Consider the following 21,291-nt stretch of genomic DNA (forward strand, 5'->3'; position numbering starts at 1 on the left):
GATCCCCGGCCTCAACCCCGCGGGTCAGCCACCGCAGCGCCTCCTGAGGGGTCGCTGTCACCCCGTCCCCCTTGAGATATTTTTTGCCCAGAGCCACCTGTGCACGCACAAAGCCGCCCTCGGCGGCGCGGATCAGCCAGGTCAGCCCCTGCTCCCGGTTGCGCGCCACCCCCTGGCCGCTGTCCAGCGCATAGGCGAGGTAATACTGCGCCTCCCTGTGGCCGCCTTCGGCGGCGCGGCGCATCCAGTGCAGCGCCGCTGCGGGATCCTGGGCGCTGCCGCCGCCCTTGGCATAGGCCTGGCTCAGCGCAAACTGAGCCGCCACATTGTCATTTTCTGCAGCGGCCTGCAGCCAGGTCAGCGCTTCAACCGGATCTGCGGTGACCCCCAGCCCCTCACCATAGAGCAGGCCAAGGTAATATTGCGCCTCGGCATTGCCGCGCACCGCTGCGGTGCGAAACAGCACCGCCGCCCGCGCCGGATCGCGATCCGGCGCGCCGGGGGCGGTGCTGAGATAGAGCCGCGCCAAAAGCACCGTCGCCGCCTGATGCCGCTGGCCTGTGGCCCGTTCCAGCCAATCGCGCGCGCCCAGCAGATCCTGCGGACCGCCGCGCCCCTCCAGCAGCACCCGGCCATAGCGGTACTGGGCCAGGGCGGAACTGCCCTCCTGGCTGGTCAGCTGCTGCAGCCCCTGGCGCACAAAGACAAAATCCCCTGCCGCCCAGGCCGCTTCGATGCTGGCCATGTCGATCTCGGGTGTCTCTCCCGCGTCTGTCGCTTCGGTAGGCACGGGCGGGGGCAGCTCTTCGGCCAGCAGTCTGTGAGGGGCCAGCGGCGCCAGTGTCAGGACCAGTGTCAGGACAGGTGTCAGAACCGGGGAGAGGCTCAGGAAGGCCCGCGGGGAAAGGTAAGTCGCCATATGTCTCACGTTTGAATAGCTCTGATGAATAGCTCGGAAAAAAACCGCCGCGCCGGATCGCAACGGCTCTGGGCCGGACCCTAAGGCGGGCGCAGGCCAAGATCAAATGATCACAGCCACAACAGGTCCAGCCCGCGCAGGAGCCAGAGCAGCGCCGCTGCCGCGCAGAGCGCCGCGCCAAAGGGCAGTGGCTGCTGGGCCAGCCCGGTCGCCGAGGCCTGCTCTGGGCGCCGCAGATGGGCAATACCGCCGCCGCCCAGGGCGGTCAGCGCCGCGATCAGCACCAGCAGCGGCAGATCCAGCGGCCCGGCAAAGCCGCCCAGAGCCGCCATCAGTTTGACATCCCCCAGCCCCAGGCCTTCGCGCCCGCGCAGATGCTGATAGCCCCAGCGCAGGGCATAAAAACTGCCCAGGCCCAAACCGGCCCCCAGCAGGGCAAAGCCCAGGGCCTGCAGCCCCGCGCTGCCGGCCCAGATCAGCACCACCAGGAACAGGCCCGCCGTCAGCGGGTCCGGCAGTCGCAGCCAGAGCAGATCACAGAGCGCCAGCGCCAAAAGCCCCCAGAGAAACAGACAGGAGAACAGCACCGCACCAAGGCCGCCGCCCGCAGCCAGCGCCAGCACCGCCACCCCAAGCGCGGCAATTTCCAGATAGAGAGCCCAGGCCGGGATCGCAGCGCCGCAGTGGCGACAGCGCCCGCCACTGGCACAAAAGGACAGGATCGGCAGCAGCTCCCAAGGCGCCAGGGCGGCGGCACAGCTGCGGCACTGCGAGCGCCGCCAGAGCACATCTTCGCCGCGCGGCAGCCGATCCACCAGCACCCCCAGAAACGACCCGATAGCCGGGGCGAGCAGCAGCAGGAAGACTCCGGCGGCAAGCGGCAGCTCCGGTGCAGGCAGCGCTGTCTCAGCGGGCAATAACATGGCGGGTCTCGCTTCTTTTGCGGGCTGCGGCACCCCGGTGGCCAAAGGCGGAATTTTCCTGATCTCTCAGCCGGGTGATGGACAAGTCTTCCCCCCCTCCCTTATCATGCGCTCACACAAATGAAAGTCTCCGATGCCCCCTGTAGCCTCCCCTCTGCGCCCCGTTTCGGCTCCTGTTCCAACGCCTGACACTGGCGCCCAAAACAGCCGCCGCGATGCCGGGTTTTCCCTGCTCGAGCTGATGGTGGTGGTGGTGATCCTCTCGGTGCTGGCGCTGGTGGTGGTGCCGCGGGTGATCGACCGTCCTGATCAGGCCCGTGCGGCCCGCGCCAAGGCCGATATTGCCTCGGTGGTCAGCGCCGTCAATCTCTACCGGCTGGACAATTTCCGCTACCCCACAACCGAGCAGGGGCTGCAGGCCCTGGTCAGCCGTCCCAGCAGCGATCCCCAGCCCGCCAACTGGGCCGAGGGCGGCTATATGGACCGGCTGCCGATGGACCCCTGGGGCCAGCCCTATCAATATCTCTCCCCGGGGGTGCATGAGGATTTTGACGTCTTCAGCTATGGCGCCAATGGCACCGCAGGCGGCGCAGGCGTGGACCAGGATATTGGCTCATGGACCCTGAATTAGAGCCTGATGCGACAGAAAATTCTGACGGCCTCACGGCTGATCTCACGGTTGATCTCACGGCCGGTTTCACCCTGATCGAACTGCTGGTCTGCATCGCCATCCTGGCGGTTGTGACCTTTGGCGCCAGCCTGGCCCTGCCGCGCGGCGGGACCGCCCAGGACCGCGATATGGCGCTGTTTCAACGCCAGTTCAAAACCCTGCGCCAACAGGCCATCACCAGCCAGACCACCCAGGGGCTGGTGATCTCTCCCCGTGGGTTCAACCCGGCGCGGCCTGTGCCCCGCCCGCTGACAGAGGATCCTCCCGGCGCAGGTACTGCGCTTGGCTGGCGGATCTCGCCGCAGCAACAGCGCTGGCAGGGACGGGTGAGCTTTGCCGTCACAGCAGGCCAGATCGGCGGAGAGGCAACTGGTGCAGCCAGCCCCGAGATCCAGTTCCTTGCGGATGGCCGCACCACCGCCTTTCGCCTCCGCTTTACCAGCGGCGATACCGCGCGCCAGGCCAGCTGCCACAGCGATGGCTGGACGGGGCTCAAATGCAAAAATTCCTGAAACGCCAATTCGTGAAAGTCCGGCCAGCCCCACACAGGCCCGTAGAACACAGGCCCGCAACACAAAGACCGGGGCGCGGCAACCGGGGCTTTACCCTGCTGGAGCTGGCTCTGGCCATTCTGGTGCTGGCACTTGGCACTCTGGCGGCGCTGCGTGCCACCGATCAGTCCCGTCTGGCCATTGGCGGCGAAGCCCCCCGGCTGCTAGCCCGGATCGCCGCCCGCAACCGTGCCGAAGAGCTGCAGCTCTATGCCGGCTCCGGTCCCGCCCTGCCGGGGGAAGTCACCCTGGGCGGCCAGCGGTTTCGCCTCGTGACCGCGCAGGAAATCACCGCCGGCGGGTTGATCAAAACCCATGTCATCGCCCGCGCCGAAAGTGGCGAAGGGGCGCAGCTCACGCTCTACCTTACCCCGGAGCCCCGACAATGAACCGGCGCCCGGAAACCCGCAGCCCAAAGGCCTGTAGCCCAGAGGCGGCGCCTCAGGATCGGGGGCTCAGCCTGATCGAACTGGTGCTGGCCATGGGGCTGTTTGCCCTGGTGGCGGTGATGGGGGCGCAGGCGCTCACCGGGATGTTGCGGCTGCGCGATGACCTGGAGGCGCGGGGCACGCGCAGCGCCGCCCTGGCCGAGGTCACCAGCCTGTTGCGCGCTGATCTCAGCGCCCTGGTGCCGATGCTGTTCTACCCGCCCAACCGGGCGCCACCACAAAGCGCGCTCAGCTATCAGCGCCGCGGCGGCGACACCCATCTGGCGCTGTCGCGCGGCGGCCTGCCGCGCTTTGTCACCGGGCTCAGCTCTGCCGGGTTTTCAACCGGGCTTTCTACCGGATTTTCTACAGGGCGGGTGGAGTGGCAGGTGCAGGACGGGCAGCTCAGCCGCGGCGTCTGGCCCAGCCTGATCCCGGCCGCAGCCAGCGCCCGCCAACCCCAGGTGATCTGGGGCGACAGCACTGCCCTGGGCGGGGTGCAGGATCTGCGCCTGCGCAGTTACTGGCCGCAGATCGGCTGGGTCGATGGGGTGCAGCCCCAGGGCGGCAGCGCCAGCCCCCCATCGCTCACCACCGGCGCGGCGGATAGCGACGGGGCCGGACTGGCCAGCGAGGTCTATTCCAGCACCCTGCCCCTGGCGGTAGAGCTTACTCTGGTCACCGGCGCCTTTGGAGAGATCACCCTGCTGGAGAGCCTGCAATGATCCGCAAAACCAGCAGTCCCGGCGCCAAGCCCGCCGCTGCCCGCGCCACGCAGGGCTCTGATCGCGGCTTTGTGCTGGTCAATGCCCTGGTGCTGGTGGCCGCACTGGCGGCGCTGGCGGTGCTCTTGCTCGCCCGCGCCGAACAGGGGCGCAGTCGGCTGGAAGGCGCCCTGGTGACGGATCAGCTGGCGCTGGCGCTGGATGGGTTTGACGCGCTGGCGCTGACCCGGCTGGCCCGCGACGGGGGCGCCAGCGATCACCTGAATGAGACCTGGGCCCGGGTCAGCCCGCCGCTGGAGCTGGCCCGCGGCACGGTCGCAGGGGAGATCCGCGATCTGCAGGGGCGGTTCAATGTGAACTGGCTGAGCAACCCTGACAATGCCCTGGCCCAGGCAGCCTTTGACCGCCTGCTGGCGCGGCTGGGGCTGGCGCCGCAGATCGGCGCAGAGATCCGCCAGTTTGTCACTCCCGGCGCCCTGCCCAGGGATCCGCGCCATTGGCGCCAGCTGCAGCCGCCACTGGATCCGGTGGGCGGGCCGCTGCTCAGCGCCGATCAGCTGGCGGATCTGCCGGGGCTCAGCCCCCGCGCCTATGGCCGGTTGCGGGGGCTGATCACCGCCCTGCCCGGCGACAGCCTGTTGAATGTGAACACCGCCCCGCCCGAGGTGCTGGCAAGTTTTCTGCCCGATCTGCCCGCCGCCCGCCTGGCCCGGCTGCTGCAAAGCCGCCAGCGGCGCGCCTTTGCTTCGGTAAAGGGGTTTCTCAGCGCTGCCGGCCTACCCCAGAGCGAGGCCACAGAAGAGGGCCCCCCAGAGGCAGGCAGCCCTGCGCTGCTGGGAGCCCAGCATCTGACCATCAGCAGCCAATGGTTCCGGGTCGACAGCCAGGCGCGGCTGGAGGCTCAGACCGCCCAGCGGGTCACCCTGTTGCGCCGCCTCACCCCGGGGCGGCGGCCCGCGCTGATCTGGCAGGTGACCCAGCGCCCCTAGCCTGACGCTCGGATTAGGGGCTTCAGATCCCTCCCGCCGCCCTATGCCGATGTCCTGGCAGGGAAAAAGCCACATTGCGCTTTGCCCCTGCTATCGGCATGCTGCGCCACACCACCCAAGACCCACTGCTGCCAGGACCCTTTCCGTCATGCCCACTGCCGCGCGCAAATCCAAGGCGACCCGCCCCGGTCCGGTGATCCCGCTGGGCAGGGACCTGGCCGCGCCAGAGGCCGTTGTTGCGGTGCCCGGCAATCAGATCCCGCTGCTGCGGCTTGATCTGCCGCCCGGGCTGCGTGGCCAGGCCCGCGAACAGGTGGCGGTGCGGCAATTGGCCGACCGCACCGGGCTCAGCCCCGACAGTCTCAGCCTGCGGCCCTTTGTGCCAGCGGGCACAGGCAGCTCTGGCCAGGGGCACGCGCGCTGGAGCCGCGTTCTGGTGGCTGATCGCCAATGGCTGCAGGGTCTTGAAAGCCTTACCTGTCGGGCGGTGCTGCCGGATTATCTCACCCTGCCCACCGCCGCCGGGATCTGGAGCCTGCAGCTGGCGCAGAGTACCGCTGATCCCAGTTCAAACCCCGGCCCAAACCCCGGTTCTCACCCAGACCCGAGCCCCAATTCCCGCCCCAGCCCGGTGATGGTGGCGCGGCTTGGCCCCGAGGATGGTTTTAGCGCCCAGCCCGCCATCGCCCTGGCGCTGCTGCGCCAGGCGCTTGCGGTGCCGGATCCAGAGCGCAGCCCGCCCCGCGCGATCCTCTGGCAGGGTTCCGCAGAGGCGAGGCTGCTGGCAGAGATCAAGGCCCTGGCCGCCGCCCATGACATCGCCCTGATCGAGGAACCGGCAGCGGCCCGCGCCCTGGGGCTGCCCCAGCCGGAATCTTTTGCCCATAGCGAGCTGGACTGCGATCTGCGCCACAATCCAATGGCGGCACGGGCCCGGCTTGCCGCCACTGTGCTGCCCTGGCGCTGGCCGCTGCTGGCCGCCTGTCTCGCCGCCGGGCTCTGGGCCACCGGGCAGCTGGTTCAGCTCAACCAATTGCAGACAGCGGCCCTGGCGCAGGAAGAGCGCAACCAGGCGCTGGTGCGGCGCCATTTTGTCGCCTCTGGCCCGGTGCTGGATGCCCGGCTGCAGGTCAGCCGCGCCCTCGCCGAGCTGCGCAAGAACAGCGGTGCCACAGAGGGCAAGGCCGATCCGCTGCACCTGGCCGCGCCGCTGGCCGCGGTGCTCAGCGCCGCCGGGCTGCAACCGGATCTGCTCAGCTATCGCAGCGACGCGGGGCTGGTGCTGGCGCTGCGGCTGAGCGATTTTGCCGAAGCCGATCAACTGGCTGAGGCGCTGCGCGCCGCCGGGCTGACCACCGCTTTGACCGATTCCCGGGTCAGCGAGGCCGAGAGCAGCGTGCAGGCCGAATTCCTCATCACCGGTCTGGAGGCGCAGCCATGATCGCCCGGGCGCTGGATCTGCTGCTGCGGCTCAGCCCGCGCGAACGGTTGCTTCTGGCCTGCGCCGGGCTGGTGATCCTGCTGGGGCTTGGCTTTGGTCTCTTGCTGCCGCTGCAAGAGCGCCGCCTGCAGGCCGAGACCCGCCTCGCTGAGGCCCAGGCGCTGGAGCAGTGGATTGCCGCGCAGATCCGCGAAAAACAGAGCCTGAATATAGGAAAACCGGCGACACCTGCAGATCCGATTGGCACCAGCGGGGTTGAGCGCGGGCTGATCGAGGCGCGGCTGCGCCCGGCGCTCAGCGCCCTGTCAACCCAGGGCGATGGCGCCATTGATCTGCGCTTTGACCGGGTGGATTTCATCCAGCTCGGCACCTGGCTGTCTGCCGCGCATCCCGGCTGGGGCTATCAGATCGACAGCTTCCGGCTGGAGGCCCTGCCAGAGCTGCAGGACGCCGGCCGGGTGGCGGCCTGGATCAGCCTGATCCCAGCCGGGCAATAGGCTGGCAATAGACGACTGGCAGTCGCCAGACAGCGCGCCTCAGGTCGCAGGGAAAATTACAGTTTTTGCAGCCGCGCCGCGATGCTGGCACGCCGTCCCGCCATCGAGCCCAGAGGGTCCAGATCAGCCGGGGATTTCAGCACCTCGTCCAGCGCCGCGCGGGCCTGGATCAGCTGCGCCTTGCCCGGCTCCACTTCGCCCTTGGCCAGCAGCGCCAGACCCAGCTCGTGCTGCGCTGTTCCCTGCACCGCCAGGGCGGCCCCACGGGCCTCGCCGCTTTGGCCATCGGCCAGACTGCCGGCAATGCGGGCGGCCTCGGTGTAATTGCCGCTGCGCAGCTCGGCATGGGCATATTCCAGCTGCAACCGCGGCGCCAGCGGGCCGGCCTCTGCGATCAGCCGCTGATAGCTGCGGCTGGCCCGGGCATAGTCGCCACTTTCCAGCGCATTGCGGGCCACCGAATATTTTGAATGAAAGCCACCTTTGGGGCCAAGGCTCTCGCCACAGCTGCCCAGGATCAAAACCCCGCCGGCCATCAGCCCGAGTTTTGCAAGAGATATCACCTGCATTGCCTGCTCTTTTTCTGTTTATTTGTTTTCAGAAATTTACCATGTTCGGCGCAACCCGTCTATCTGGGCGCGCGCCACCGCCAGACTGCGCCTGGATCTGTGGCACATATGCGCCTGAGCCCCGCCCGGGGCCTCGTAACCACACAACCGGCAAGGAGCGCCATGCGCCTGATCGCATACATACTGACGCTTGGCCTGCTGACCCTGGCCGGGCTGGCCGGACATCAGCTCTGGCAGGGGCTCTGGCAGGGCAACTGGCAGGGCAACTGGGCCGCGGACCCGCAGACCCCGCCGCTGCAGATCACCGCCAAGGGCAGCCCCACCGCGGTGCTGTCCCCGCAGGCAGTGCCCCGGCACTGGCCCGCGCTCTTTGGCGAGAAACAACCGCCCCGCCCCGCTGCCGCCCCGGTCCAGGATGAACCGCAACCGCCAAACCCGGCGCTGCCGCCGTTGGAAAGCCTCGGCTATGTGCTGAAAGGCCGGGTGCAGGCCGGACAGGCCACCTGGGCCATCGTCTCCCATCCCAGCGGCGAACAGCTGGTGCGTCAGGGCGATCATCTGCGCGAAGATATCGAAGTGATGCGGATCGATGCCGAGGGGCTCTGGGTCTCGCGCCAGGGGGCCCCGCCGGAACGGTTGGGCTTTGAAGAATAAGCGGTGGTCTCAGCCCGCCACCACCGCCTGCAGATCAAAGATCGGCAAGAGCACCGCCAGCACGATCACCAGCACCAGCCCCCCCACCAACATCATCAAAGCAGGCTCTAACAAGGCGGCAATACGTTTGCGTTCGGTGGACATCCGATGTTCCACCAGGCTGGCAGCCCGGCCGCTCATGCTGCCCAGACGCACCGAAACCTCACCGGCCGCCACCAATTGCCGCGCCACCGGCGGCAGAAAGCTGAGCTGCGCCAGCGCGCCAGAGAGGCTTTCGCCCTGGCTCACCCGGCGGGTCACAGCTGTGCCTTCGGTCTGAAACTGCGCCAGGCTCAGCACCTCGGTGGCGCTTTCGGTGGCATTGAGCACCGGCTGGCGCGCGCCCAGCACCAGGGCCAGGGTGCGCAGATATTGCACCGCCGCCGAGAGCCGCATCAACCGGCCCACCAGGGGCAGCCGCAGCAAGAGCGCATCGCGGCGCTGGCGCAGGGCGGGCCACCGCGCCGCCAGCATCACCACCGCCACCAGCGCCAGCAGGATCAGGCCAAGCGCCGCGACATTGTCGCGGATCAGATCCGAAACCCTCAGCACCGCCAGGGTCAGCGGCGGCAGGGGCCGGTCCGAGAGTTCAAACAGGGCGACAATTTCGGGCGCCACATTGACCATCAGAATGGCGCAGACCAAAAGCGAGACCGCCGCCACAAAGCCCGGATAGATCAGCGCCGTGGCGATCTGCGCCTTGTCAGAGCCCAGCTGCTCGAGATGATCGGCCAGGGCTTCAAAAACTATGGCCAGCTCGCCTGCGGTTTCCCCCGCCCGGAGGGCTGCCAGATAATAGGGGGCAAAGCCGGCCCCGGTCTGGGCCAGGGCTTCTGACAGGCTGGCGCCATCCAAAAGCGCCGCGCGGGCCTCGGCAGCAAGCGCATCCAGCGTTGGATGACCACCGCTGCGCACCGCCTCCAGCGCCGCTTCCACTGGCAGTTCCGCCCCCAGCATCACCGCCATCTGACGAGTGAAAACCACCTGCAGATCCGGGCTCAGCCGCTGCCGCCAGCCCGCCATCCAACCCGCGCTGCCAGTGCGGGCCTTATCCCCCCCGGCCGCGCTGCGGCTCTCGGAGAGTTTTGCCACAAACAGATTCTGCGCCTCGAGCTGACGGCTGGCATCGGCTTCGGTCTCGGCCACCACGGTGCCACTGCGCCGCCGCCCGGCGCTGGTATAGGCGGTATAACGATAGGCCTTCACGCCACATCCCCGACCACGCGCAGGGCCTCCTCGAGGCTGACCTCGCCCAGGGCCACCGCCAAGAGCCCCTGACCAATCAGACTCTCTCCGGCTGCAAGCGCCAGATCCTTCAGCTCTGCCTCGGTGGCGCCGCGGTCAATGGCGGCGGTGATCTGCGGCGTCACCTCGGCCATCTCAAAGATACCAATGCGCCCGGCATGGCCACTGCCCTCACAGGCGGCACAGCCCTGCGGCTGCTGGATCTCGGACGGCAGGGCCAACCCGTGGCGCTGGAACAGGGCGCGGGCGGTCTCATCGGGGGGCTGCGGCTGGCGACAGGACGGGCAAAGCCGGCGCAGCAGCCGCTGGGCGATCACCCCGCGCAGGGTCGCGGCAATCAGGAAATTATCCAGGCCCAGATCGCGCAGCCGCACGATGGCCCCGACCGAGCTATTGGCATGCAGCGAGGAAAACACCAGATGCCCGGTGAGTGCTGCCTGGGCCGCGGTCTGGGCGGTCTCTGTATCGCGGATCTCGCCAACCAGAATGACATCCGGATCCTGCCGTAGGGTGGCCCGCAGCCCGGCGGCAAAGCTCATGCCGATCTCGGAATTGATCTGGCTCTGACTGATGCCGGGCAGGTCATATTCGATCGGATCTTCGACGGTGACGATATTACGCTCGGCGCGATCGGCCAGCTGCAACAGTGAATAAAGCGTCGTGGTCTTGCCCGCCCCCGTCGGGCCGGTGGCCAGGATGATGCCATTGGGAAAGCCGGAGAGCCGCTGCAACAGCGCCTGTTGATCCGGTGAGAGCCCCAGTTCTGCCAGGGGCCGCAGCCCGGTGGAGCGGTCCAGGATCCGCAAAACGATGCGTTCACCGTAATGGCCCGGCAGGGAGCTCACCCTTGTGTCGATCTGCCGCCCCGCCAGCGAGAGCGGGATGCGGCCATCCTGCGGCAGCCGGGTCTCGGCGATATCCAGGCCGGCCATGACCTTCAGCCGCGACACGATGCGTTTCACCGGCACATCCGCGCGGTCCATCACCTCCTGCAGGAAGCCATCGATGCGCATGCGCACCCGCAGGCCCGCCTCATGGGGTTCGATATGCAGATCTGAGGCGCCGGATTGCACCGCCCGCGCCAAGAGCTGATTGACCAGGGTGATCACCGGCGCATCGCCGGGCTCATCCAGCAGATCCCGCTGGCGGCGGGCAAAGGCCTGCTCTTCCAGATCAAAGCTCAGGCTCTCCTGCGGCGCGGCGCTGCCCTCCTGGTAGACCCGCGCCAGGGCGGCCTCAAAACCGCTCTGATCCAGCTCCTGCACCTGCAGTTCAGGTCGCAACCCCACCCGGCGCTGCAGCTCACGCAGCCCCAGCTGGCTGGCGCCGGGCCCCAGTATCAGAGCGCTGCCATCCAGCAGCACCTGCTGGTCGCGGGCAAAGGGGAAGGGAAGCCTAGTTGCCAAACCGCAGCCTGCTGGGCAGCGGTGGGAAGTTTCGCTGCTGCGCCACATCGTCGATAAAGCCGGCATCAAAAGGCTGGTTCAGATTGGCGCCATCAAAGGGCAAGGCCCCCTGGGCCCCGTAGGGAAAGCGCCCATCATCCACCGGCGCAATTGTGGCGCTGACATCCTGCGCCTTGCGGGCCAGATCGCGGCTGATGCGCTGTGCTTCGGCCTCGTTTGACACCACCTGCGGCCGCAAGAGAACCAGCAGCACCCGCTGGCTGCTATTGCTGCTTTTGCCGCGAAACAGCCCGCCCACCAGCGGCAGTTCGGCCAGGCCCGGCACCTTTTGATTGACCCCACCAGAGCCATTTTCCAGCAAGCCCCCCAGCATGATCACATTGCCATCGCGCACCAGCGCCGTGGTCGAGAGCGAGCGCCGCGAGGTGATTTCGCCCCCAGAAGAGGCGGTGGAATTGGTCAGGTTAGAGACTTCCTGCTTGATCACCATGCGCACGGTGCGGTCGGCATTGATCTGCGGCGTCACATTCAGGGTGAGGCCCACATCCTGGCGTTCGATGGTCTGGAACGGGTTCTCCACCGAGCTGCTGTCGCTGACGGTGGAATAGCTGCCGGTGACAAAGGGCACATTCTGCGCCACCACGATCTCGGCCTCCTGATTGTTCAGGGTCAGGATCGAGGGGGTCGACAGGAGCCGGGTGGAATTCACCGAGGCAATGGCGGTGATCAGCCCGACAATGCCATCGCCATCGCCATTCTGTTTGGCGCCGCCCAGAAAGCCGCCCGATCCCAGCGCCGGGGTGGTGCCATTGGAGACCGAGGAAATCAGATTGGTCAGGCTGGAGCGCCCCGGCAGGTCAAACTGAGCGCCGCCCACCAGCGCATTGTTCAGCACCGCGCCAAACTGCACCGAAAGATCCGACAGGCCTTCGACCGACATTTCAAAAATCACCGCCTCGACCAGCACCTGGGTGGGGCGCTGATCCAGATAGCGCACCATCTGCACGATCTCGGCAATGCGCTCTTGTGGCGCCGAGATCAGCAGGGTGTTGGTCTGCGGTTCCGGCACGATGCGCACGGGGGCGCGCGCCGCATTGCCGGTATCGGTATTGAGGGTGCGCATCACCACATCCGAGATCGCCGCCGCATCGGCATAGTTCAGCGGCACGGTGCGCGAGACCACGGTATCGCGCTGGGTGTCCAGCTCATCCACCAGAAGCCGCACCCGATGGCGCAGCGCTTCCGAGCCCGAGATCAGCAGCGCATTGGAGCGCCGATCGACACTCACCGAGGAGCCCTCGGGGATCAGATCCATCGATTGCACCACCTGCAGCACATCGGCGGCATTGGCATTTTGCAGCCGGAGGATTTCGATCGGGGCGGTGGCACGGGGCTGGTCGAGCCGTTTGATCAGCCGGGCAATCCGGTTCAGGTTGGCACCGCGATCCGAGATGATCAGCCGCTTGGCCCCCGGCACCGGGGTCATCACCGCCTCGGGGGGCAAAAGTGGCCGCACCACTTCGATCACCTCCTGCAGCGGCACCTCCCGCACCGGAATCACCCGGGTTTCAAACCCGCTGGGCAGGCCCTCGCTGCTGCCCGAGGACAGCTCGCGCGCCACATTCATCGGCACGATACGATCCGCCCCGGCGCCCTCGATCAGGGTCAGCCGGTTCAGCTCCAGCACCGAAAGAAACACCTCAAACAGATCCTGCGGCGACATCTGATCCGGGGCCAGCACCGTGACACTGCCGCGCACATCCGGATCCAGCACAAAGCTGCGCCCGGTTGCTTCGGAAACGATTTCGACAAAATTACGCAGATCGGCGTCGCGCAGATCCAGGGTGACCTGGGCGCGCAACGGCTGCAGACAGAGCAGCAGCATGGCCAGAGCTCCGATCCAGAGACGAAGACTCCACATAAAACCGATCCGCACCGGTTGCCTCTCTGCGCGCTGTGCCATGGGCTGCTCTTTTACTGCTGCGCGCGGGTCAGGAAGAGATCCCCGCCCCCGCTGCCTTGATTATCTTTGGGGCATCATAGAGGGGTTTGCGTGCAAAACCCATGGTTTTCTGACAGCCCCGCCCTCAGGCGCGCGCCGCTTCCAAATTGGGGCTTTGCCCGGTTCGAAATTGGGGCTCTGCCCCCACGGCCCCAAGGGGCCGCTCCCCCGGGATATTTAGGGCCAAATGAAGCTTCAGCCCGCTGCGAGCCCGCTGGGCTAGGCCAGCAGGCGTTCCAGGTAGCGACCATATTCGTTTTTGGCAAAGAGCGCGGCGCGGGCTTTGAGCTGGGCGCGGTCGATCCAGCCCTGCTCAAAGGCGATCTCTTCGGGGCAGCCGGTCTGCAGCCCCTGGCGGTCCTGCAGGGTGCGGACAAAATTACCCGCCTCCAGCAGCGAGCCATGGGTGCCGGTATCCAGCCAGGCATAGCCCCGGCCCATGGTCTCAACCCTGAGCGCGCCCTCATCGAGATAGCTCTGCAGCAGATCGGTAATCTCCAGCTCTCCGCGGGGGCTGGGCTGCACCGTGCGGGCCCGCTGCGGCGCTGAGCCATCAAGGAAATAGAGGCCCGTGACCGCGTAGTTGGACGGCGGCACCTCGGGTTTTTCGATGATCTGACGGGCGCGGCCTGCATCGTCAAAATCCACCACGCCGTAGCGTTCGGGATCGGCCACGTGATAGCCAAAGACGGTGCTGCCCGCGGCCTGCGCATCGGCGGCTGCCAAGAGTTTTGGCAGCCCATGGCCAAAGAAGATATTATCCCCCAGCACCAGCGCCGCAGGGGCGCCCGCCAGAAACTCCTCGGCCAGGATAAAGGCCTGGGCCAGACCATCGGGGCTGGGCTGCACCACGTAAGAGAGGGCGACGCCCCATTGGCTGCCATCGCCTAAGGTGCGTTTGAACTGTTCCTGATCCTGCGGCGTGGTGATCACGCAGATTTCGCGAATGCCTGCCAGCATCAGCACCGAGAGCGGATAATAGATCATCGGCTTGTCATAGATCGGCAAGAGCTGTTTGGAGACCCCCATGGTGATGGGGTAAAGCCGGGTGCCGGATCCACCGGCCAGAATGATGCCTTTTCTCGCGCTCATGACGCCTCTCCCAGATCTTTCAAAATATCCCGCAATCCCGCCCGCCAATCGGGCTGGGGGATGCCAAAAACAGTCTCTAATGTCGTGCAATCCAGCCGTGAGTTCAGCGGCCGGGGCGCCGGGGTCGGATAGTCGGTTGTGGCAATATCCGTGACCGCGCAGGCCAGACCCGCCTGGGCAAAGATCTCTTGCGCAAAGCCGGCCCAGCTCACCTCTGGGCTGCCCTGCAGATGATAACTGCCCGATTTTTCGGGGTCTGCCGTCAGCTGCTGCGCGATCTCCAGACAGGCCAGCGCAATATCGCGCGCTGGGGTGGGGGCGCCGATCTGATCCGCCACGATTGTCAACTGATCGCGCTCTGCCCCGAGGCGCAGCATGGTTTTGACGAAGTTGTTGCCGTGGCAAGACACCACCCAGGAGCAGCGCAAGATCGCATGGGACCCGCCCGCCGCGCGCACGGCTTCCTCGCCCGCCAGTTTGGAGCGGCCATAGGCATTCACCGGCGCCGGGGTGTCATCAGGACGCCAGGGGCTGCTGCCATTGCCGTCAAAAACATAATCGCTCGAGACGGTCACAAAGGGAATATCCAGATCGGCACAGGCCTGCGCCATGGCACCGGGAGCCTCCCCATTGATCACATGGGCCAGGGTCTCTTCCGCTTCGGCCTTGTCAACGCCAGTATAAGCGGCTGCATTTATCACCACTGTAGGCCGCGCCTGCCGGATCACGGCAGCGCAGGCTTCGGGCTCGCTCAGATCCGCCTGATCGCGGCCCAGACAGCTGACAGCCTCATGTCGCGCCAATTCCCGCGCCAACTGGCCAGTTTTGCCAAACACCAGAATGCTCATGTGCCCTGCTTTCACCTTTCCTCAAATATTCCCGCCGGAGGCCAGGCTTTCCTGGGGAAAGCCTTCACTTGCCAGTGCCCAGACGTTCCCCCACACCGCTGCGGTTCTGCAGCGCCCGCCACCAGCGCTCGTTGTCGAGATACCATTGCACCGTGCGCTCCAGCCCTTCTTCAACCGTCACGCTTGGCCGCCAGCCCAGCTCCTCCCGGATGCGGCTGGGGTCAATTGCATAGCGGGCATCATGGCCGGGGCGATCCGTCACAAAGGTGATCTGGTCTTTGTAAGGCTGCCCATCGGCGCGCGGGCGTTTTGCATCGAGGATCGCACAGAGCGTCTCAACCAGCTCCAGGTTGGAGCATTCATTCTCGCCGCCGATATTGTAGCTCCGCCCCAGCACGCCCTGTTGCAGCACCAAAAGCAGCGCATCGGCGTGGTCTTCCACATAGAGCCAGTCGCGCACATTGGAGCCATCGCCATAGATCGGCAGCGCCTTACCCGCCAGCGCGTTCAAAATGACCACCGGCACCAGCTTTTCCGGGAAATGGAAGGGGCCATAGTTGTTGGAGCAATTGGTCAACACCACCGGCAACCCGTAGGTCTCAGCCCAGGCCCGCACCAGATGATCCGAGGCGGCCTTGGAGGCCGAATAGGGCGAGCGCGGATCGTAAGCGGTCTCTTCGGTGAACTGCACGCTTGGATCGGCAGGCAGGCTGCCATAGACCTCATCGGTGGAGATATGGTGGAAGCGGAAAGCGTCAGGCCTGCCCGCCTCCAGCCAGTATTTGCGCGCCGCCTCCAGCATATTGAAGGTGCCGGTGATATTGGTCTCGATAAAATCGCCGGGCCCGTCAATCGACCGGTCCACATGAGATTCAGCCGCCAGATGCATCACCGCATCGGGCTGGTGCTGGGCAAAGACCCGGTCCAGCGCGGCGCGGTCGCGAATATCCACCTGCTCAAAGGCGTAATTGGCATGATCCGCCACCATGGCCACATTCTCCAGGCAGGCGGCATAGGTCAGCGCATCGAGATTGACCACCGCGTGGCCCGCCGCAACGGCACGGCGCACCACGGCAGATCCGATAAAGCCAGCACCGCCCGTGACCAGAATTTTCATGCGGGCTCTCCCTGCCAGATAAAGGGACTGTCAAAATCCGCCAGCGCCGGGGCGGCGGCATCCTTAGCGCTCAGCACGGGCGCGCCGACAAAGCCCCAGTCGACGCCGCAGCTGTCCCAGGCCACCGCACCGTCACAATCGGGCGCGTAGTAATCGCTGCATTTATACAGGATCTCAGTCTCCGGCGCGCGGGTGATGAACCCATGCAAGAACCCCTCCGGTACCAAGAGCTGCTTGCCGTTTTCCGCCGTCAGCTCGACGCCAAACCATTTGCCAAATGTGGGCGCGCCTTTGCGGATATCCACCGCCACATCAAAGAGCGCCCCCCGGCCACAGCGTACCAGCTTGGCCTGGGCATGAGGCGGCGCCTGAAAATGCAGCCCGCGCAGGGTGCCAACCTGCATCGACAGCGAATGATTGTCCTGCACAAAGTCCAGATCAATGCCCTGCCCTGCCATGCGCTGGCGGCTCCAGCATTCGCTGAAAAACCCGCGCGCATCGCCAAACCGCTGTGGGGTCAAAACCTTCAGCCCCGGCAATCCTGTTTCTTCAACCTGCATTTTATCCCGTCACTCTCGTCACTGCCTGCACCTCTGTCCTACCGTGTGGCGCAGCGCTGCGCCATGGGCAAAGGCGGCAAAGGCGGCAAAGGCAGCACTCACCCTTGCCTGCCGCGTATTGACAACAATCCGGTCTTCGCCATGACACAAGCATGTCGCAACCATGGCAAGGGGGCAGCGCCGCTGCCGACTTGCGCCCCGGCGCGTTCCCCGGCAAGCATAGGCGCAAGCAGATCCCAAGGTATTGTTCCCGTCATGAAATTCCTCTTTGTACATCAAAACATGCCCGGCCAGTATCGCGAGCTACTCTCCTGGTTGGTCAAACAGGGCGGGCATGAGATCGCCTTTCTCACCCAGCGCAAAGGCCTGCGGCTGCCCGGTGTCACCACCGTCACCTACCGCAGCCATCACCAGCCCACCAAAGACGCCTATGGGCTCTCCAAAGATTGGGAGTCCGCCGCCGGCGCCGGACTTGGGGCCGCCATGGCGGCGCGCCAGCTGCAGCGCGACCAGGGCTTTACCCCCGATATCATCATTGGCCATACCGGCTGGGGCGAGCTCTTGTTCATGAAAGAGATCTGGCCGGATGTGCCGGTGATCGGCTTCTTTGAGTATTTCTACCGCACCTCTGGCGGCTTGGTTGGCTTTGACCCCGACAGCCCGCCCAGCGATCAGGCCGGCTTTTTTGCCCAGGCCCGCAATACCGTGCCCTATGCCAGCATCGAGGCGGTGGATCAGGGTCATACCCCCACCCTCTGGCAGCGCGACCGCTTCCCGCGCTCCTTTCATGATCGCATGTATACCTGCCATGATGGCATTCGCTGCGACCGGCTGCGACCGGACCCGGAGGCTTCAGTTGGCCTCGGCCGCCTGGAACAGCCGCTGACCCGCGAAGACGAGGTAGTGACCTATGTGGCCCGCAATATGGAGCGCGCCCGCGGCTTTCACATCATGATGCGCGCCCTGCCCCGGATTCAGGCGGCGCGCCCCAAGGCCCGGGTGCTGATGATTGGCGGCAACGAGACCTCCTACGGCGTTGAGAGCAGCCACCCCAAGGGTCTGCGCGGCGAGATGGAGGCGGAGCTGGGCGATAGTGTCGACTGGAGCCGGGTGCATTTCCTCGGCAAGGTGCCCTATGACGATCTCTGCCGCATCATTCGCATCTCGCGCTGCCATATCTATCTGACCATGCCCTTTGTGCTCAGCTGGTCGCTCTTGGAGGCGATGTCGATGCAGGCCACGGTGGTGGCGGCAGATGTGACCCCGGTGCGCGAGGCCGTCACCCACGACGAGACCGGTATGCTGGTGGATTTCTTTGACCCTGCTGCCCTCGCAGATCAGGTCACGGATGTTCTGGCCAACCCGGGATCTTACGCCCATCTGGGACCAGCAGCGCGCGCCCATGTGCTGCAGAATTATGACTTCCTCAGCCATTGCCTGCCCGAACATATTGCCCAGATCAACGCGCTGCTGCCTGCAGCCAAACATATCGCGCTCTAATCAAATGTTTCGCGCGCGAAACATTTGATGGCCTCCGGCGGGAATATTTGAAGAAAGGTGAAAGCGGCACCCCCTCTTCATTTGGCCCAAAATATCCTGGGGGTGAGCGCCGTGGCGCGAGGGGGCAAAGCCCCCTTTTCTACACTCTTAATCTTCGCCGCGCTTCTTGACCCAACCAAGGAAGGCCGCATCGGCCTGGCGCAACCGGGGCCGACCGGAACGCGCCCACATGGCGCGCCATTCGGCCTCCAGCGCGTAGACATCCGCCCCTGGCATCACATCACGCGCGCGTTCCAATGTGCTGGGTTTCAGGATCGGCGCATCCACCGCGCCCGGCTCTACCACGCTCTGTTTCTGGCTGAACCGGATGAGATCCCCGGGCAGTTCTTCCATCGCATAATCCGGCAGCGGCTGGGCCATGATCATATCGCGCAGCATCTTGCGAAACACCCGGCGCGGACTGGCAGAGCCGGATTTCTTCAACAGGGTTTCGACCGAAATGGTCCAGGCGTTTTGGCGGCCGCAGTGTTTGCGGGTCAGCTCGTAGATGCGCCGCTCCAGCGGTTTGCGCAGGCGGAAATAATCCCGGCTCAGCGTCAGCACCGATTTGGACAGCACCGCGCGAAACAGCCAGTCCGACAGGGTCACCGCCACATTGATCATGCGGCCCGCCCCCTTCTTCGAGCCTGGGGCCTTGCGCACGATCTCCCAGCTCTCGATGAGGCCAAAGCCGGTGGTCACCGCTTCGCCGCCGGTCACGATATTGGTGGTGATCCGGGTGCCGGCCAGACGCTCAAAACTTTCGCGCAAGCGGCGATAGGCATCGCCCGAAGTCTCGCGGTTGGTGGCAATCAACAGATCATGCGCTTTGAGATGCAGGGTGCGCGACAGCTGTCGCCCGGCATTCTGCGCCGCCATCAGCTGGCTGATGCAGAAGATCAGAATATCCTTGTCATGGATTGTCGCCAGGCCTTTGACCGAGGGTACCACGGTGATCTGCGCCCCATTGTGTTCGTAGTTCAGGATGCGCCGGTCCGGTCGGGTCGCCAGCGAAAACAGCGGATGTTCCATCGAGGCCAGATCGTTTTTGGGAATCGCATCAAAGATATCACAGAGGAAAAATCCTCCCGCTGCCTCAGCTGGATATGCTCCGCCTGCCCCTGCCATGCCTGCCCCGCCCGTTCTGCCTGCTGCCCCTTGGGTTTTGCGCCTGATCCGCCAGACTCCCGAGGTGACTCGTTTTCGTGGTTTTGATTACGCCCACCCTAGAGTTATCCACATGGTTTCTCAACGGGGTTCCGGAATCGCCTCTTCGGGGGTTTGGAGTCATTTCAACGGGGTTTCAGAGTCACCAGGACTGCAAAATCTGCCCGCATCATCAATAAAAAAAGGGTTTTGCGCGGGCCTGCCTTACCCTGTAACTATAATATAACTCATAAATAACAGGGTAGAAAAATTTTCCCGCTGCCAATCCCCCCTGTTTCGCCCTGTGCAGACGCTTGATTTGCTTAGAAAAAGAAAAACACCTGCGCGCATTCTTCCCATGTGCCGTGTTTTCTGCTATCAGGCCATAAAGGCGATACATTGCCTGCCCAGATCCAAAATCAAAGCGCGGATCAGCCTGGGTGGTGCAGAGATGGGCAAAGGCGGGCACAGCAGCATGGCGCGAGATATCCACAAGGCAGGCGCAGCTCTGCCGCCCTATTTCAACATCGATCCCGATGTGGCGCTGGCAGAGCTGGACACCCCCACCAGCACCGCAGGCTTTGCCGCGATTGCCGAGGGCTGCGCCCGGGGGCGGGCCGATCTCTCCAGCCGCGGCATGAATGAAGAGGGCCGCAAAGAGCTGCGGCTGTTCTCCACCTGGGAAATCACCCGCTATCTGATCCCTGTCGCCCAGGCCCATTTCCGCCGGGTGCTGAAGGCCAATCCGGATCTGCCCCAGGGCCGCTCGGAAACCGAGGGCGGCGCCAAATGGTTCACCCTGGATGAGGTGCTGGTGCTCAGAGCGCATTTTGGCGCCCAGGGGTCAAAATCCAAAGACTATACCCCCTACCGCCCCAAAGGCCTGCCGGCCAAGCTGGTCTCGGTGGCCAATTTCAAGGGCGGCGTCGGCAAGACCTCGACGGCGGCGCATCTGGCGATGTCTGCAGCGCTGGACGGCTATCGGGTGCTGGTGATTGATCTCGACAGCCAGGGCTCGATGACCTCGATCTTTGGCGGCCGGGTCGAAGATGAATGGCAGACCGCCTTCCCGCTGCTGGCGCGCCACTACGGTGAACATCTGCGCGGCGAAAACCAGCGCCGACTGGATCGTGGCGAAGCACCGCAGCCGCTGGACGAAACCCTGTCGACTGCCATGGAGATGACGGCAGCAGATATCATCCAACCTACCCATTGGCCCAATATCGATCTCATCGGCGCTCAGCTCAATCTCTATTGGGCCGAGTTCCAGATCCCGGTCTGGCGCATGGCGGCGCGCAGCTGGAAGCTCTGGGATGCGCTCACCGACCGGCTGGAGGCTGACGGGGTGCTGGAGGAGTATGATCTGGTCTTTATCGACACCCCGCCCGCGCTTGGCTATCTGACCATCAACGGGCTGGCGGCCTCGGATATCCTCTTGGTGCCGGTGGGGGCGTCTTTTCTGGAGTTCGACAGCACCGGGCGTTTCTTTGACATGCTGCATTCCACCTTTGCCTCGATTGAAGAGGGGGAGAACCTGGCGGCCCGCGCCCTGGGACGGCCCGAGATGGGTTTTGAATGGGATGCGGTGCGGGCGGTGATCACCCGCTATGACAGCGCCCAGCAGGGCGAGCTGGCCGGGGTGATGCAGGCCTATATGGGGCCGGTGCTTTCGCCGCACAAACAGGATTTCACCGCGCTGATTGGCCAGGCCGGCGAGCAGGTCTCGGGTATCTACGAGGCGGATTACCGCGATTTTAACCGCGAGACCTATGCCCGTGGCCGCGAAACATTTGACGCCACCTATGCCGCCTTCAAACGGCTGCTTCTGGGGGTCTGGCGCCGGGCTGAACTGGAGCGCGAGGCCGCGGCGCAGGATCAGCGCACGCTGGCCTAAGGCTCTAACAAGGTGAGACGCGCAGGATCGGCGCGAT

At 65.3% G+C, this 21,291-nt stretch carries 22 protein-coding genes; 10 read left to right on the forward strand and 12 right to left on the reverse strand.

Annotation, left to right across the window (positions count from 1 at the left end):
• Positions 1-919, reverse strand: a 919-nt coding sequence (locus tag ABJP42_RS07630; protein WP_348339734.1) for a tetratricopeptide repeat protein, incomplete at its 3' end; no start/stop codon positions are given.
• A 110-nt stretch (positions 920-1,029) separates the two neighbouring features.
• Positions 1,030-1,842, reverse strand: coding sequence for a prepilin peptidase (locus tag ABJP42_RS07635; RefSeq protein ID WP_348339735.1), 813 nt, complete (start codon positions 1,840-1,842; stop codon positions 1,030-1,032).
• Between the two features lie 133 nt (positions 1,843-1,975).
• Here ABJP42_RS07635 and gspG point away from each other — a divergent pair, with 133 nt between their 5' ends.
• The 7 genes from gspG to ABJP42_RS07670 all read left to right on the forward strand — a co-directional run bounded on the left by gspG (position 1,976) and on the right by ABJP42_RS07670 (position 7,143).
• Positions 1,976-2,473, forward strand: coding sequence for a type II secretion system major pseudopilin GspG (gspG, locus tag ABJP42_RS07640; protein WP_348339736.1), 498 nt, complete (start codon positions 1,976-1,978; stop codon positions 2,471-2,473).
• Positions 2,458-3,024 (forward strand): prepilin-type N-terminal cleavage/methylation domain-containing protein, encoded by a 567-nt coding sequence (locus ABJP42_RS07645; RefSeq protein WP_348339737.1) that lies wholly within the window; start codon positions 2,458-2,460, stop codon positions 3,022-3,024. The genes gspG and ABJP42_RS07645 overlap by 16 nt, the downstream gene beginning before the upstream one ends.
• The gene (locus ABJP42_RS07650) at positions 3,009-3,452 is read left to right on the forward strand and encodes a prepilin-type N-terminal cleavage/methylation domain-containing protein (protein ID WP_348339738.1); all 444 of its coding nucleotides are present in this window, start codon (positions 3,009-3,011) and stop codon (positions 3,450-3,452) included. The genes ABJP42_RS07645 and ABJP42_RS07650 overlap by 16 nt, the downstream gene beginning before the upstream one ends.
• The gene (locus tag ABJP42_RS07655; protein ID WP_348339739.1) at positions 3,449-4,216 is read left to right on the forward strand and encodes a type II secretion system protein GspJ; all 768 of its coding nucleotides are present in this window, start codon (positions 3,449-3,451) and stop codon (positions 4,214-4,216) included. The genes ABJP42_RS07650 and ABJP42_RS07655 overlap by 4 nt, the downstream gene beginning before the upstream one ends.
• The gene (gene gspK, locus ABJP42_RS07660) at positions 4,213-5,205 is read left to right on the forward strand and encodes a type II secretion system minor pseudopilin GspK (protein ID WP_348339740.1); all 993 of its coding nucleotides are present in this window, start codon (positions 4,213-4,215) and stop codon (positions 5,203-5,205) included. Before ABJP42_RS07655 ends, gspK begins: the two co-directional genes overlap by 4 nt.
• A gap of 148 nt (positions 5,206-5,353) precedes the next feature.
• Positions 5,354-6,646: a type II secretion system protein GspL gene (gene gspL / locus ABJP42_RS07665; RefSeq protein WP_348339741.1), complete on the forward strand. Its 1,293-nt coding sequence runs from the start codon at positions 5,354-5,356 to the stop codon at positions 6,644-6,646.
• Positions 6,643-7,143 carry a type II secretion system protein M gene (locus ABJP42_RS07670; RefSeq protein ID WP_348339742.1) on the forward strand — a complete coding sequence of 167 codons (501 nt, stop codon included), beginning with the start codon at positions 6,643-6,645 and terminating at the stop codon, positions 7,141-7,143. The genes gspL and ABJP42_RS07670 overlap by 4 nt, the downstream gene beginning before the upstream one ends.
• Before the next feature lie 56 nt (positions 7,144-7,199).
• On the opposite strand, the gene ABJP42_RS07675 is transcribed toward ABJP42_RS07670, so the two are convergent.
• The gene (locus ABJP42_RS07675; protein WP_348339743.1) at positions 7,200-7,712 is read right to left on the reverse strand and encodes a hypothetical protein; all 513 of its coding nucleotides are present in this window, start codon (positions 7,710-7,712) and stop codon (positions 7,200-7,202) included.
• 162 nt (positions 7,713-7,874) lie between these two features.
• Between ABJP42_RS07675 and ABJP42_RS07680 the strand changes: the two genes are divergently transcribed.
• Positions 7,875-8,366 (forward strand): hypothetical protein, encoded by a 492-nt coding sequence (locus tag ABJP42_RS07680; protein WP_348339744.1) that lies wholly within the window; start codon positions 7,875-7,877, stop codon positions 8,364-8,366.
• A gap of 9 nt (positions 8,367-8,375) precedes the next feature.
• Here ABJP42_RS07680 and ABJP42_RS07685 read toward each other — a convergent pair whose 3' ends face one another.
• The 7 genes from ABJP42_RS07685 to rfbC all read right to left on the reverse strand — a co-directional run bounded on the left by ABJP42_RS07685 (position 8,376) and on the right by rfbC (position 16,675).
• Entirely contained in the window at positions 8,376-9,611 is a 1,236-nt protein-coding gene (locus ABJP42_RS07685; RefSeq protein ID WP_348339745.1) for a type II secretion system F family protein, read from the reverse strand.
• Positions 9,608-11,056, reverse strand: coding sequence for a GspE/PulE family protein (locus tag ABJP42_RS07690; RefSeq protein ID WP_348339746.1), 1,449 nt, complete (start codon positions 11,054-11,056; stop codon positions 9,608-9,610). The genes ABJP42_RS07685 and ABJP42_RS07690 overlap by 4 nt, the downstream gene beginning before the upstream one ends.
• Positions 11,046-13,019: a secretin GspD/PilQ domain-containing protein gene (locus ABJP42_RS07695; protein ID WP_348339747.1), complete on the reverse strand. Its 1,974-nt coding sequence runs from the start codon at positions 13,017-13,019 to the stop codon at positions 11,046-11,048. Before ABJP42_RS07695 ends, ABJP42_RS07690 begins: the two co-directional genes overlap by 11 nt.
• 258 nt (positions 13,020-13,277) lie before the next feature.
• Positions 13,278-14,150, reverse strand: coding sequence for a glucose-1-phosphate thymidylyltransferase RfbA (rfbA, locus tag ABJP42_RS07700; protein WP_348339748.1), 873 nt, complete (start codon positions 14,148-14,150; stop codon positions 13,278-13,280).
• Positions 14,147-14,998 carry a dTDP-4-dehydrorhamnose reductase gene (rfbD, locus tag ABJP42_RS07705; protein ID WP_348339749.1) on the reverse strand — a complete coding sequence of 284 codons (852 nt, stop codon included), beginning with the start codon at positions 14,996-14,998 and terminating at the stop codon, positions 14,147-14,149. The genes rfbA and rfbD overlap by 4 nt, the downstream gene beginning before the upstream one ends.
• 64 nt (positions 14,999-15,062) lie before the next feature.
• Positions 15,063-16,115, reverse strand: coding sequence for a dTDP-glucose 4,6-dehydratase (rfbB, locus tag ABJP42_RS07710; RefSeq protein ID WP_348339750.1), 1,053 nt, complete (start codon positions 16,113-16,115; stop codon positions 15,063-15,065).
• Positions 16,112-16,675, reverse strand: a complete 564-nt coding sequence (gene rfbC, locus ABJP42_RS07715; RefSeq protein WP_348339751.1) for a dTDP-4-dehydrorhamnose 3,5-epimerase — start codon at positions 16,673-16,675, stop codon at positions 16,112-16,114. Before rfbC ends, rfbB begins: the two co-directional genes overlap by 4 nt.
• A gap of 255 nt (positions 16,676-16,930) precedes the next feature.
• Between rfbC and ABJP42_RS07720 the strand changes: the two genes are divergently transcribed.
• Positions 16,931-18,175, forward strand: coding sequence for a glycosyltransferase family 4 protein (locus ABJP42_RS07720; RefSeq protein WP_348339752.1), 1,245 nt, complete (start codon positions 16,931-16,933; stop codon positions 18,173-18,175).
• A 147-nt stretch (positions 18,176-18,322) separates the two neighbouring features.
• On the opposite strand, the gene ABJP42_RS07725 is transcribed toward ABJP42_RS07720, so the two are convergent.
• Both ABJP42_RS07725 and ABJP42_RS07730 read right to left on the reverse strand, forming a co-directional pair.
• Positions 18,323-19,342: a replication initiator protein A gene (locus ABJP42_RS07725; RefSeq protein WP_348339753.1), complete on the reverse strand. Its 1,020-nt coding sequence runs from the start codon at positions 19,340-19,342 to the stop codon at positions 18,323-18,325.
• A 211-nt stretch (positions 19,343-19,553) separates the two neighbouring features.
• On the reverse strand, positions 19,554-19,853 hold the full coding sequence (locus ABJP42_RS07730) for a hypothetical protein (RefSeq protein WP_348339754.1): 300 nt from the start codon (positions 19,851-19,853) through the stop codon (positions 19,554-19,556).
• On the opposite strand from ABJP42_RS07730, the gene ABJP42_RS07735 reads away from it, so the two are divergent.
• Complete coding sequence (locus ABJP42_RS07735) at positions 19,836-21,254, forward strand: AAA family ATPase (RefSeq protein WP_348339755.1); 1,419 nt, start codon at positions 19,836-19,838, stop codon at positions 21,252-21,254. The genes ABJP42_RS07730 and ABJP42_RS07735 overlap by 18 nt on opposite strands.
• Positions 21,255-21,291 lie beyond the last annotated feature (37 nt).

Origin of the sequence: Pseudophaeobacter sp. (assembly GCF_039971195.1) — a bacterium.
Taxonomy (GTDB): Bacteria; Pseudomonadota; Alphaproteobacteria; order Rhodobacterales; family Rhodobacteraceae; genus Pseudophaeobacter.